Genomic DNA, 14,313 nt, shown 5'->3' on the forward strand with positions numbered 1-14,313 from the left:
AGTGAAAAATATAAACCGTCATACAGGACAAATATATACGGACATGAAATAATGATAAAATGTGGAAAATCTATAAACTTAAAAAGGAGATCCTAATGATTACAATGAATAAGAAAATGCTTGTACTTTTTATGGTACTTGTAGTGATGGTGGCAGGTTGTAATAAAAAAGAGAATGTAGAAAAATCAACTCCATCTAAAGAGAATCGCCTCATTTATGCTTCCGAAGAGGAGTTCGAAGGGCTAAACCCGATTCTCGAAGAAACGAACCTAGATGCATTGTTGTTTCGTGGAGTCATGCGATTTGATGAAAATAATAAAGTAGTTACGGATATTGCAGACTCGTTCGATGTATCAGAAGATAAACTTACGTATACGTTTACGTTAAAAGAAGGTATTACATTTCATGACGGGAAAGAACTTACGGCAGAAGATGTCGTGTTCACGATAGAAAGTATTATGGACGATCAAAACGCTTCATTTTTGAAGTCTGATTTCGAAGAAGTGGAATCTACCAAAACGCTGGATGATTATACCGTAGAAATTACATTAAAGCAGCCATTTACACCGTTACTCGACAAGTTAACTGTACCGATCCTTCCGAAACATGCGTTTGAAGGAGTCGATATGAGAACGGCTGACTTTAACAGCCATCCGATTGGTGCAGGGCCGTATATGTTTGATAATTGGGATCGCGGCAATTCGCTGACATTACAGGCGTACAGCGACTTTTTTGGAACGAAACCTTCGATTGAAAAAGTGATTTTTAAATTTATTCCTGATAGTAATGTTCGGGCACTGCAGTTAAAATCGGGCGAGGTAGATGTTGCACTTTTGGATCCTGTACAAGTAGAAAACTTGAAAAGAGAAGAGAATGTAACGATTTACGATATAGAATCGGCGGATTACCGCGGTATTTTATTCAATATGAATTTGGATCTTTGGAAAGATGTCAATGTACGTCGTGCATTTAGTTATGCTACCGATCGAGAGCAAATAGTAAAAGGGATTCTAAAAGGACATGGCTCTGTTGCCTACTCACCATTGCAAAATCATGAATTCCATAATGATCAAATTGAAAAGTACACCTATGACGTGGAAAAAGCGAATGCGCTGTTAGATGAGGCAGGTTGGAAAGAAAATGAGGATGGTATCCGTACTAAAGACGGAGAAAAATTAGCATTTACGATAACTGCTCCCGCAAGTGATACCGTTCGTGTCAATATGGCGAATTACGTTGCCGAAGGTTTTAAAGACATTGGGGCTGATGTAAAAGTAGCTGCACTCGACTGGAGCGCGATTACGATCGAAGACGCAGATGCGTTCATGGTGGGGTGGGGCAGTCCCTATGACGCGGATCATCAAACGCACATATTGTTCCATACGAATGAATTGAGTATCAATAGCTCCGGTTACAACTATGGTAGTTATTCGAATGAAAAAGTGGATGAACTCCTTGCAAAAGGACGCACCACGACGGATCCGGAAGAACGTAAAGCGATTTATATGCAGTTCCAAGAAGAACTTGCGAAGGATCCCGCATTTGACTTTATTGCCTACGTGAATGCGGTGTATGGTATTAATAAAAATGTGAGCGGTGTGAAAGAACGAACGCTAGGTCATCATGGATCTGGTTTCCTCTGGAACGTTGAGGAGTGGAAGTGGAATGATCGGTAAATGGATTGGGAAGCGAATGGTGATGGGGCTCATAGTCCTCCTCATCGTTAGCTTCCTCTCTTTTTTCATTATGCAAGCAGCACCTGGAGATCCTGCAATAGCCTTCTATGGAGGAAATGCGCAGACGTTAACTGCAGCCGAAAAAGAGCGCATTACCCGTGCGTATGCATTAGACCGTCCTGTTGCAGAACAATATGTTGCGTGGCTAGGAGAAACTGTTAAAGGGAATTTAGGAATTTCCTATAAAGAAGGCAGACCCGTGTTTGATATCATTAGGGAACGACTACCGAATACGTTGCTATTATTTGGCGTGACGATGTTTTGTATTGTCATGGGTTCCTTTTGGCTCGGTACAGTGGCCGGTATGAGAGCGAATTCTATTTGGGATAAAGGACTGTCCACATTTAGTATCGCGACGTCTTCCGTTCCTCCCTTTTGGCTAGGTATTTTGTTCATCTATATCTTTGCTGTGAGTCTAGGGATTCTTCCTTCTTCTGGTTCGGGCGATGTAGGTGGTAATGGCGGCATGGTAGATAAAATCCGTCATCTCATGATGCCCGCTAGCGTGATAATTGTAACGCATGTAGGGATTTATGCACGTTTTCTACAGGAAAGTATTAAGAGAGAAAATGGCCAGTACTATGTGAAGGTGGCACGCGCAAATGGTGTAATGGAGAGATCCATTCGAAAGGGAATCGTGCGTAACGCTTCTATTCCGTACTTGAATTACATCGCTATGACTATTCCGTCGTTCTTTGGCGGTTCTATTATTGTGGAATCATTGTTTGCGTGGTCCGGAATAGGGCAATTGACGGTCAAAGCAGTCGTGACAAAGGATTTCCCTTTATTAATGGGCAGCATTATGGTGACGGGCATCCTGGTCGTCATTACGCTATTTATTGTCGATCTCATTATGTACGCTATCGATCCGAAGCTACGTAAAGGAGGTATTCGGTAAATGAAGGTACGGAAAGCACTTTTGTTTTGGTATAGCCTTCTTGGATTGATTGTATTTTTGACAGTGTTTTCAACTATATTCTCCCCCTACAGTCCGAATGAAATGAACATGGATGAAATATATAGTGCCCCGAGTAGTGATCATTGGTTAGGAACAGACCATTTAGGCCGAGACGTTTTTTCACGTTTACTTGAAGGTGGAAAAGTGACTCTCGTTGTAGCAAGTGGTTCGGTTATTTTGTCGCTATTCATTGGAATTGTGTATGGTGGGATTAGTGGCTATTTTGGCGGCGTAATCGATACCGTCATGATGCGGCTATTGGAAGCACTGATTACCATTCCCGCACTTATTATTATTTTAGTGTTTCAGGTAATCGTTCAAGGCGGAATGTGGAGCATGGCACTGCTCATTGGATTGACGGGATGGCTTGTTACCGCAAGAATTGTGCGTTCAGAATTCATTCGTCTAAAAGAAGAAGAGTTTGTTAAAATGGCCAACATGTTAGGGACGCCTGTTTGGAACATACTATGGGGTCATTTGCTACGCAACAGCATACCCGCTATTTTTGTCGTAACGCTATTTAATTTTGCTGGCGCGATCTTTATGGAAGTGTCACTTAGTTTTCTCGGCATAGGTATCCCACCGACGATTCCTTCTTGGGGGAATATGTTATACTACGCGCAAAACGATATTTTAATTGGTGCTTGGTGGATTGGATTATTCCCAGGTATTATGATTTTCTTGACCATTCTCGCCATTAATTTTATCGGAGAGGCGTGGAAAAATCCGGAGCGGAGGCGGGTCAATGATTGAAGTACGAGACCTATCTATTCATATAAAAGGTAAGCACATTACGCATCATATTGATTTCACAATACCGCGTGGAAACATCACGTCGCTGATTGGAGAAAGTGGCAGTGGAAAGAGCATGACGGTATCCGCATTGCTTGGTATGTTGCCAGACGACGCGAAAGTTAGCGGATCTATCATGTACGAAGGTCGAAACTTATTGGATGCGTCTGATCAAGAGATGGAAAGCGTGAGGAAGCAGGCTATTTTCACGATATTCCAAGACGCATCAAACAGTTTTAATCCGTCTGTGAAAATAGGGCGTCAACTCTATGCATTTTCAGGGGAACGAGTAGGAGACTCATTACCTGTATTTAATGAAAAAATGCATGTGATTTTAGACAAATTGGGACTATCTTGGGAAGTGGTCGAGCAATATCCTTTTCAATTATCAGGCGGGATGTTGCAAAGGTGTATGATTGCGTGCGCATTCTATGTGGAACCCGCCTTACTCATCGCAGACGAGCCCACATCGGCACTCGATATGGTGCTTCAAAAAGAATTCATCCAATTGCTAATTCGTCTCAATGAAGAAAGAGGGACGACGATTTTTCTCATTACCCATGACCTGGATATCGTAGCTGAAGCTGCTCATGAAATGGTCGTTATGCAGCAAGGAAGCATTGTGGAAACGGGAAAGGCGGAAACGATTTTCTCGCACCCCGGTCATGCCTATACGAAGCGATTGTTGGAGAGTAGATTTTAGGAGTGGGTGGCAAATGTTAACAGTGTCAAATATTTCAAAAAGTTACTACAATGGAAGCCAGACGAAAAAAGCGTTGAACGGGATTGATCTGACTGTAGGCAAAGGGGAAGTTGTAGGTTTAGTAGGCGAGAGTGGTTGCGGAAAAAGTACACTCGCACGTGTCGTAATGCAACTGGAATCAGCTGACAGTGGTCTCATTACATTCAACGGTAAACCAGTCACACGAAAAAGCCGAAAATCATTTTATCAAGCGACCCAATTAATTTTTCAAAATGCGTCAGCTGCGCTTAATCCTTCCTGGACGGTGCGTAAAATATTACTCGAGCCTCTTCGCATGATGAAAGGAGATCGTGATGCACATATTCGGCACATGCTTGAAAGAGTAAAACTATCGGAAATACACTTACATAAATATCCTTCAGAATTGAGTGGCGGGGAACGGCAACGTGTCAACTTGCTTCGCTCGCTTTTAGTTGAACCCGATTTGCTTATTTGTGATGAAATCATTTCCAATTTGGATCGATTAATTCAAAGGGAAATCATTGATTTGCTTCTAGAACTGAATCGGGAAATGGGTATGTCGATTTTATTCATTGCGCATGATCTGCAGGCCGTCATGTATGCATGTGACCGAATATATGTAATGAAGGATGGACGAGTGGTGGACGAAAGTGTGAAAACAGATGGAGTATTTCATTTTTCACAGTCGTATGCAAGACAACTATTTGACTCTGTACTAGGGAATCGAATGAGGGAGTAGCGTATTGTCTACGTATTCCCATTCTGGTTTACAAGTATCTAGACTTTACATGATAACAAACCTCCTTACCTTTGCGTAAGGAGGTTTCGTCTTACAATTTGGAAGTGGAGTTATATACTGAAAATGATGAACCTATATATAGACCAAACTTTTGTATTAACTGATCAAGTTCTTGATTTAGACAGCTGTTTAGAGCTAGCTGTGCATTATAAAATATAGAAAGGGTGTATAGAATGAATGATTATTTAGTAAAAGCAGTGGCTTATCAAAATCAAATACGTGCGTACGCAGTGAATTCAACTGCAACAGTAGCGGAAGCACAGCGACGGCATGCGGCTAGGCCGACAGCTGCTGACGCCCTCGGACGTTCAATGACTGCCGGTGTAATTCTGGGCGCTATGTTAAAGGGCGAGGAAAAAGTATCGGTTAAAATTAATGGTGGCGGACCACTCGGTACCATTATTGTGGATTCCAACGCGAGAGGTGAAGTGCGAGGATATGTCTCGAATCCTCAAACGGAAATAAACGAGGTAGGAAAAGCGGTCGGAATGAATGGCTTGTTAACTGTCTCAAAAGATGTCGGGCTGATGCATCCTTTCGTAGGACAAATCCCTCTCATTTCCGGGGAAATTGGAGAAGACTATACATCGTATCTTTCTAAATCGGAACAAACAGCATCTGCTGTCCGAGTAGACGTGTTAGTAAATTCTGATTCTACTGTAAAAGCTGCGGGTGGTTTTATTATTCAACTCATGCCGGGCGCGGATGAAGACGTAATGAGTATGATTAAAGACCGAATGAAGATAATTGCACCGCTGTCGTCCATGATCTCAGAAGGAAGTACACCCGAACAAATACTTGAGCACGTTTTAGGATCGGAAAATGTCACAGTGTTGGAAAGTATGCCCGTTCAATTTCAGTGTCAATGTTCTGTGGACCGGATCTCCAATGCAATTATCAGCTTAGGAAGCAAAGAAATTCAAGACATGATTGAAACGGATGGACACGCCGAAGCGAATTGTCATTTCTGTAATGAATCCTATTACTTCGATACCGATCATCTTGAAGCACTGAAAAAGATAGCTTTATAAATTGATGAATATTGAGTACCTGTGTAAGAAAGGGATATGTTTGTGTAGTCATTCATGAACCTTCTTCTACGGGTGCTTTTTAGATTGAATGGAGTACCAGGTCCCGAAACAATTAGATGATCGCATAAGGTCACGGTATCTAATTCGAAAGTATACGTTTAAATTGTATTCCGGAAGTCCATCCTTAAATCAAAGCAGTTCATGGGGTGAGTAGAGTGTTTAAAAGAAAATCCAAACGAGTTTTCTTCAAAAATCAGGAACCTTTTGAGAGTAAAACGGAGGATAAGGGAGTTAAAGACGGAACGGTCTCCTCTTTAGCGGCTGACTTTATTCAAGAGATCAATGATTCTGTTCATCATACATCTGATTTAATTGTGAAATCGACTCCCCCGAACCTTACGCTGATCTATATAGACAACTTAGTGGATGCGGCGATGTTAACTAATCAAATCCTCGAGAATTTGATGAAAAGCCCTAACGAATCGCCTGAAAGTATTGCGTCCGCCCTTGCCATTCCACAAGTGGAAGTAGTGAATAAAACAGAAGAAGCAGTATTGGCGATGATGGAAGGTGCCGTCTTGATTCACGTAGTGGGGTATGCACAAGTGGTGTTGGTAATGATACCAACCAGTGAGGCGCGGCAACTATCTCCACCAGAAAATGAATCTATAGTAATTGGTGCTCACGTCGCGTTCAATGAAAGCCTGTCTACAAACATTTCTTTGATCCGCAAGTATATAAAAAATCCCGACCTTTGCAGCGAAAAGCTGAAAGCGGGCCAACGATCGAATACATCTATTGCAATACTATACGTGAAAGGTATCGCTTCCGAAGAAATGGTCAATACATTGCGGCAACGCATTACCGGATTTGAGACAGATTCTGTATTGGATAGCTCAATTCTTTCACAGTTGATAGATGATAATTCATTGTCGATTTTTCCACAAATATTGCAGACAGAAAGACCCGATAAAATTAGTTCAGAACTATTGGAAGGAAAAGTAGGAATTCTCGTGGATGGAAGCCCACTTGCACTCGTTTGTCCTTATTCGTTTTTCGAATTCTTTCAAAGTCAGGAAGATCGGAATTTGCGATGGCAGATTACTTCTTTTCTCAGATTATTACGAATCAGTGCTGTCGTGCTATCCGTATTTTTAACTCCGCTATACGTCGCGGCATTAACGTTTCACTACGAAGTCATCCCACAAGCGCTTTTGGTTCCGCTAAGTGAATCCAGGTCCAGAGTTCCGTTTCCACCTTTGATGGAGGCGCTGCTCATTGAACTAATTATCGAATTACTAAGGGAGGCAGGGATTAGATTACCCGCTAAGGTAGGTCAGACAATCGGCATCGTTGGTGGAATCGTCATTGGGACGGCAGCTGTAGATGCGGGATTTACGAGTAATATTTTAATTATTATCGTTGCATTGGCAGCATTGTCTTCTTTCACTACGCCAAGTTATATTATGGGGAACGTAATCCGAGTCATTCGCTTTCCACTTATTCTCCTAGCTGGGAATTGGGGCTTTTACGGCATCATGCTAGGATTTTGTTTTCTCTTGGTCCATCTTATACGTCAATCTAGCCTGGGTTCTCCATACATGGCACCTTTTTATCCGCCGCGTCCTATTGACTGGCGAAATAGCTTGGTCAGTTTGCCATTGCCGTTTACGTTTAAAAGGTCTTCGAATGCCAGACCGGAAGATGAAGATAAATATCAGCCTGAGCCCATCAATCCAGAGAAAAATGAACAGCGGGTGAAGTAAATGAAAAACTCCCTTAAAATTGATCGAAGCGATACGATCAGTGCATCTTTACTTTTTTTCGTCATTACTACTACGCAAATCGGAATTGGGATACACGGTTTTCAACGGATCGTCTATGAAGATGCAAAACAAGATGCGTGGATTTCCGTCCTCCTTGCAGGTCTCGCTACGCATATAATTGTCTTCTTCATGCTTAAAACATTGCAACTTTATACTTCAAACGATGTGTACGGTATTCATCAAGACGTATATGGTAAATGGATAGGTAATTTCTTCAACGTTATTTACATTTCATACTGTTTTTTTGCATTTTTTGTGGTATTAAGGAATTATATTGAAGTCGTTCAAACATGGGTTTTTCCCGGTATGGGTACTTGGTTTTTAGTCGCTTCTATGCTATTAGTTGTCATGTATGCGTATACGGGCGGCTTACGGGTAATTGTGGGTGTTGCATTTTTTAGTTTTTTCCTATCGCTTGTACTACTTCCGATGTTAGCTTTCTCAATTACGTATGCAGAACCGCGTAATCTGCTGCCTATTTTTGAAGCGAACATAGGCGAAATCTTAAAAGGCGCAAAATCCATGACATTTTCCATAATTGGATTTGAAATCCTCTATGTAATTTATCCCTTTGTAGGGGATAAAGAGAATGCAAAAAAAAACATCCATCTTGGCTTGCTCGTAACGACCTTTGTGTATCTCATTACCATGTTGATTGCACTGACCTATTTCAGTGGCGAGCAATTGATTAAAACTGTCTGGGCTACTTTGTCTTTATTCAGTGTCGTCAAATTTCCGTTTGTCGAGAGAATGGAATACATTGCAATTAGTTTTTGGATGTTACTAATACTACCTAACCTTTGTCTGTTTTTATGGTCTGCTTACCGCGGTACTTCGCGCTTGGTGAAAATCAGCATGAAAAAATTTCTCTGGATTTTCTCATTCCTCATCTTCATCGCAAGTATTTCGTTTCAAACGCGAAATCAAATCAATACATTTAATAACTATTATAGTGAAGTATCCTTTTATTTCATTTTTGTTTATCCGATTTTCTTATATCTAGCAGCGGTAGCGAGAAAAAGATTGAGATCGCGAAAGGAACCAATCGAATGAAAAAAATATGTCTTGTAGTTCTAGTTTTTTTTAGTGTTAGTTTGAGTGGATGCGCGGAGACAAAACTCCTTGAAAGAGTAGGGTTAACGACGTTGATTGGATTTGATCTGGGCAAAGAAGAACGTGTGGAAACTACAGCAATTGTCCGCCAAGTCGGAACGGAATCTCAAAGCAATGTAGCCATTATCACTGCCGAAAATAAATCTATTAATGGGACGATTTTAAAAATCGATAATCGAGCAGCAGAAAAAACAATGCCTGGACAAATGAGAGTAGTCTTATTTGGTGAAGAGCTCGCTCAAGATGGAATCGAGCATTACATTAATGTATTATTGGAGAATCCAACCATAAGTGATGGAATATTTTTAGCAGTAGTTAAAGGCGATGCAAAATCCCTACTTGAATTTAAATATCCCGATACCGATGAAATTGGAGAGCATATTTATAAATTACTAAAGCAAAACATCGAAAGTGAGGATATGATTTCATCCACGCTCAATGAAGTGGCGAATAGTCATTATTCGGTAGGCAAGGATATCGCAGTGCCGATCATAAGTAGAGAGAAGGAGTTAGTAGAGATTTCAGGGATCGCGTTGTTTAATAAAGGGAAAATGGTCGGCAAACTTCCCGTTGGCGATAGTGTGTACTTACAGATGATCCAAGATAGGCAACACAGGGGAAAACATGAATTAACAATTGAAGGCGATGATGTACCTTCCTCTTTAATGGAAAACCCATCTGCTGGAATCAGCATAGTATTCGATCCGATTCAAACCCGTAGAACATTAAAAATTGTCAATTCAGAAAAACCTGAATTTAGTATGGATTTCACATTGCAAGCAAGAATTTTAGAAGTAAAACCATACGTGAATATAGGGGATGCTGAAAAAGTCAAAGAACTTGCAAAAGCTATCAATAAAAGCGTGGAAAAGAAAATTTTAAAAGTGATTGCCCATTGCCAAGAAGCCGAGTCAGACGTTTTTGGATTTGGTGAATTCTACAGAAGTACTGTACGGCATTCAAATCTGACGGAAGAAAAGTGGCATGAAATGTATGATGAACTAAAGGTCAATGTTAGCGTTGATTTTCAATTGAACCGAAACGGAGTTTTTGAATAGGGTGCCAGGTCCCCAAACAAATTTGAAGCAATTCTGAATGGGTTGCGATTTGTTTGGGAACCTGGTATTTTATTCAAAACATATATTGACAATTCTGAAAGTTGGATATAATGTATAATAAAAGCTCTTGTATGGTACATGCAAGTGAAGTGAAAGTTGTTAAAGTTCTTCATTGTATAGTTTTGCATACTTCATATAAAGTGAGATGACTATAATGAAAGAAAAAATACAAAATACACATTCATAGGTACTTGTCGTCATTGGACTGGCATGGGGTTAGTAACGAAATTAGTGCAAAGTAAGGGGGAAGTAATTGATTTTGCGCGGAAACGAAGTCCTATGTTTTATAACTATAAAAATTCCGGTACAATCCCGGTGGAGCTTTAATCAGCTAAATAAGGTTAAATGGAAAAGAGTTGCAACAATGGATAGTTAATTGTCAAGCAGCTCTTTTTTGATTTTCAGATATTGTTTATGGGGGGATACAGAGATGTTTCGTTTGAACTTAAGAAAAAAAATCATGTTAATTTCATTTCTGTTTTTATGTATACCCGCACTTCTTGTCGGGATCGTCAGCTATCAATTGTCTATAAACAGTCTAAACGAATCTGGAAAATTGATGCTGAAAAACAGTGTTAAGCAAACAATGGAAGTAATAAAAGTGATAGATAAAGAGGTGCAAAAAGGAAATATTAGCCTTGAAGATGCACAAGAATATGTGAAAGTATCTGTTTTAGGGGAAAAGTCAGCAGACGGAACTCGTCCAATTAATAAAAATATAGACTTGGGAGAAAACGGCTACTTTTATATTATTGACGAACAAGGGAACCAAGTGGCAGATCCGTATTTGGAAGGAACAAACACGTGGGACTATCAAGACCACAATGGGGAATACTTCTTTCAAAAAATGATTAACAATGTGCAAGCTAAAGGATCAATTTATATGGACACGATGTGGGAGCTTCCTGACGAACCCGGAAAAATGGCACTAAACGTTAGTTACGCTGAGCTTGAACCAACCTGGGGATGGATTTTGAGTACAAATAGTTTTTATCAGGATTTTAATAAAAGAGCAGACGCAATTTTACACTCCCTTGCCATTACACTCACCTTATCACTAGTTCTTGGCGTAATCATTATTTATTTTTTCTCGCGAAGCATTTCCAATCCATTGATGGCACTTGCAAGCCAAGCCAAAGAAGTAGCGGACGGAAATCTTGCGGTGGATGTGCTGAAAGTTAGAAATAAGGATGAAATTGGTGCCCTCGTACAAGACTTTCAACAAATGTTTCATAATGTCCGCCAGTTGATTACACAAATTACTGTTACATCGAACGAAGTAGCATCGTCTGCGGAACAACTAACGGCAAATACAGAACAAAATACAAAAGCGACTGAACATATTGTGACCGCAATCCAGGAAGTTGACTTCGGCTCGGAAAAACAGACAGAAAGTGCGGATGAAGTTGTACAGATGATGACTAAGATGGATGTAGGACTACAAGGAATTGCGACCGATTGCTTGAGTGTTTCGGAAGCGGCTCAAAACTCGTCACTCGAGGCGGAGGAAGGTAATACTTTATTGCAACACCTAATAGGTCAAATGAATGTGATTCGCAAGACAGTCAAGGAGTCTAATTCATCGATTGAAAAATTAAAAGTTCACTCCGAGAAAATTGGATCGATCGTGGAAGTAATGGGGAAAATCGCTAAGCAAACAAACCTGTTAGCTTTGAACGCTGCGATTGAAGCGGCGAGAGCTGGTGACCATGGGAAAGGGTTTGCCGTTGTCGCCAATGAGGTACGGATACTTGCGGACCAATCGACTCATTCAGCACAGCATATTACTAACTTAGTTTCGGAAATCCAAAATGAAACAGTTAATTCTGTCGTAGGTATGAATGGAGCAAATGATGAAGTAGATAGGGGAATTCTGATTGTCAATGACACGGAACAAAAGTTTCAAGCCATTTACCATTCTTTGAACCAAGTTGCCAACCAAATTCAAGGAGTAGCAACCACAACACAACAAATGTCAGCGAGTAGTCAGGTAGTCACGGTTTCAGTTAAAGAGATGAGTCAAATCGCTAAGGATTCTTCTCACCATTCTCGTAGCGTGGCAGCGTCTAGTGAAGAACAGCTTGCTTCTATGGAGGAGATCGCTTCTTCAGCCTATTCTTTGTCCCACGTAGCAGAAGAACTAAAAAAATTAGTTTCGGAGTTTAACGTGAAATGAATATAGTGTGATGGAACACCTTGCTAGAATGATTTTTCAGCAGTGATCTGATGCTCTATGAATGGTGAATAGATGGAACGGAGGGAAAAACAACGCGAACCTTTAGTGGATTCGCGTTGTTTTTGTATCTAGAATGTGTCACATAATGAAGCGTCCAAAAGCCTAAACAATAAGTTTATGAAACTATCGCATTCAATTAATAAAAATGAGGCAAACGCCTATATTTTTTCGTTGAACAAAAGAAAATTTTGACAGATCAAAAAAATATAAATATATATTGACAATTCCGAATTTAAAATATAATCTATATTACAAGCTCTTGTATGGTACATGCAACACGAAGTACATCCTATCTTCCATAAAGAAAGCGCTACCAAATTTTATTGAAAGGAAGTTTAGTTGTGACACAGGGATGAAGTGTTAGTAGAAATATTGTGAAATAGGAGGAGGATTATGACGAAAAGTTATTGGAAATTTATTCGCGAAAAGGTTGATTGGCCTGTTTTCTTATTTAGTGGAGGCGTTCTGGTAGTATTCGTGTTATTTTCACTCTTTAAAGTGGACACGGTCAGTAGCTTTGTGAATAAAGGTTTTGATCTTTCCATTCGTTACTTCGGTGCGTATTGGCAATTTCTAATGATGGCTACCTTTGTTGTGGGGGCTGTGTTAGCAGTATCAAAGTACGGAAAAGTTCGTCTTGGTGATGCAAAGAAACCTGAAATGACGTATTTCAAATGGGTAGCCGTGATCTTGACGACAGGTCTTGGAGCCGGCGGAGTCTTTTGGGCAGCGGCAGAGCCTATGTACTATTTTCTAGATGTGCCTCCAATGCATAAAGGGATTGCAGCTAGCACGGAGGATGCGATAGGTCCAGCCTTAGCTCAAAGTTATATGTCATGGGGTTTTACCGCATGGTCCGTCTATGGCGCAATTAGTGCGATTATTTTAATTTACGCACATAAACATAAAGGCATGCCGTTGAAACCCAGAACTCTTCTATATCCGATATTGAAGGAAAGAGTGTTAACGAGTAAGTGGGGAACAGCTACTGATGTATTTTGTATTATAGGCGCTGCGGCGGGTACGATTGGTCCGATTGGTTTTCTTGGATTACAAGTCAGCTATGGCGTCAGTGCAATCTTCGGGATACCGGATACGTTTTTAACGCAACTCTCTATTATTGTACTATTGACAGGCGTGGTGCTCGTATCGACGCTTACAGGTATCGAAAAAGGAATTCAATTTTTAAGTAAGTTGAACGTAAATTTGGTCGTAGTGATTGCCGCCTTTTTGTTATTGCTAGGTCCTGGTTTATTTATAATTAATTCATTCATGTCCTCCTACGGGACGTATATTAGTGAATTTATAAATATCAGTACATTCCGCAGTGATGAAGCATGGCTTGGTGGTTGGTTACTCTTTTTCTTTGGCTGGTTTATAGGTTTTGGCCCACTGGTAGCATTATTCGTGGCGAGGATATCCAACGGCAGAAAAATCCGTGAGATATTTGTTGTGGTTGCTGTAATCGCACCTATCACTACGAATTTTTGGTTTACGGTTCTAGGTGGAACGGGCATTTTCTATGAGCTGAAAAATGTAGGATCTGTTAGTGGCCCGTTGACGGAAGGTGGATTGCCTAGTGCGATCATCGCTATCGCAGGACAAATGCCGTTAGGAAGCATCATGCCTTCAGTTTTCTTAATTTTAACTACATTATTCGTGGTGACGACCGTAGATTCAATGTCTTATTCCATCTCAATGGCCGTGACGGGAGACGGGAATCCACCAAAAGTCGTTCGTGTATTTTGGGCTGTGATTATGTCCACTATTGCAACGATTCTCATTAAAATCGGTGGTGGAGGAATTGGCGCATTGCAATCATTTGTTGTAATAGCAGCAGTTCCAGTATCCATTCTGTTACTTCCTGTCGTGTGGTATGCACCGAAAGTAGCTAGGGAACTTGCGATTGAACAAGGAATTATCGAAGAGGAGCAAGATATGATTCCGGTGAAAGAAGTCGCAGCAGATAGAGAAATATAA

General features: G+C 40.6%; 11 protein-coding genes. All 11 read left to right on the forward strand.

Translation table 11 applies throughout. The features are described from left to right. Positions 1-95: 95 nt before the first annotated feature. Entirely contained in the window at positions 96-1,676 is a 1,581-nt protein-coding gene (locus CSV77_RS11285) for an ABC transporter substrate-binding protein (RefSeq protein ID WP_233212228.1), read from the forward strand. Further along, positions 1,666-2,634, forward strand: coding sequence for an ABC transporter permease (locus CSV77_RS11290; RefSeq protein WP_099673506.1), 969 nt, complete (start codon positions 1,666-1,668; stop codon positions 2,632-2,634). The genes CSV77_RS11285 and CSV77_RS11290 overlap by 11 nt, the downstream gene beginning before the upstream one ends. After that, positions 2,635-3,447: an ABC transporter permease gene (locus CSV77_RS11295; protein WP_099673507.1), complete on the forward strand. Its 813-nt coding sequence runs from the start codon at positions 2,635-2,637 to the stop codon at positions 3,445-3,447. It begins immediately after the preceding gene. Then, on the forward strand, positions 3,440-4,189 hold the full coding sequence (locus tag CSV77_RS11300; RefSeq protein WP_099673508.1) for an ATP-binding cassette domain-containing protein: 750 nt from the start codon (positions 3,440-3,442) through the stop codon (positions 4,187-4,189). The genes CSV77_RS11295 and CSV77_RS11300 overlap by 8 nt, the downstream gene beginning before the upstream one ends. A gap of 13 nt (positions 4,190-4,202) precedes the next feature. Then, a complete protein-coding gene (locus tag CSV77_RS11305) occupies positions 4,203-4,949 on the forward strand; it encodes an ABC transporter ATP-binding protein (RefSeq protein ID WP_099673509.1) in 747 nt (248 codons plus the stop codon). Between the two features lie 233 nt (positions 4,950-5,182). Beyond that, positions 5,183-6,040: an Hsp33 family molecular chaperone HslO gene (gene hslO / locus CSV77_RS11310; RefSeq protein ID WP_099673510.1), complete on the forward strand. Its 858-nt coding sequence runs from the start codon at positions 5,183-5,185 to the stop codon at positions 6,038-6,040. A 215-nt stretch (positions 6,041-6,255) separates the two neighbouring features. Beyond that, a complete protein-coding gene (locus CSV77_RS11315) occupies positions 6,256-7,806 on the forward strand; it encodes a spore germination protein (protein WP_099673511.1) in 1,551 nt (516 codons plus the stop codon). After that, a complete protein-coding gene (locus CSV77_RS11320) occupies positions 7,807-8,919 on the forward strand; it encodes a GerAB/ArcD/ProY family transporter (protein ID WP_099673512.1) in 1,113 nt (370 codons plus the stop codon). It begins immediately after the preceding gene. Then, on the forward strand, positions 8,916-10,037 hold the full coding sequence (locus CSV77_RS11325; RefSeq protein ID WP_099673513.1) for a Ger(x)C family spore germination protein: 1,122 nt from the start codon (positions 8,916-8,918) through the stop codon (positions 10,035-10,037). The genes CSV77_RS11320 and CSV77_RS11325 overlap by 4 nt, the downstream gene beginning before the upstream one ends. A 490-nt stretch (positions 10,038-10,527) precedes the next feature. After that, positions 10,528-12,273 (forward strand): methyl-accepting chemotaxis protein, encoded by a 1,746-nt coding sequence (locus CSV77_RS11330; protein WP_099673514.1) that lies wholly within the window; start codon positions 10,528-10,530, stop codon positions 12,271-12,273. Positions 12,274-12,726: 453 nt separating this feature from the next. Further along, a complete protein-coding gene (locus CSV77_RS11335) occupies positions 12,727-14,313 on the forward strand; it encodes a BCCT family transporter (RefSeq protein ID WP_099673515.1) in 1,587 nt (528 codons plus the stop codon).

The sequence above is a fragment of the Sporosarcina sp. P16b genome (assembly GCF_002743065.1).
Lineage (GTDB): Bacteria > Bacillota > Bacilli > Bacillales_A > Planococcaceae > Sporosarcina.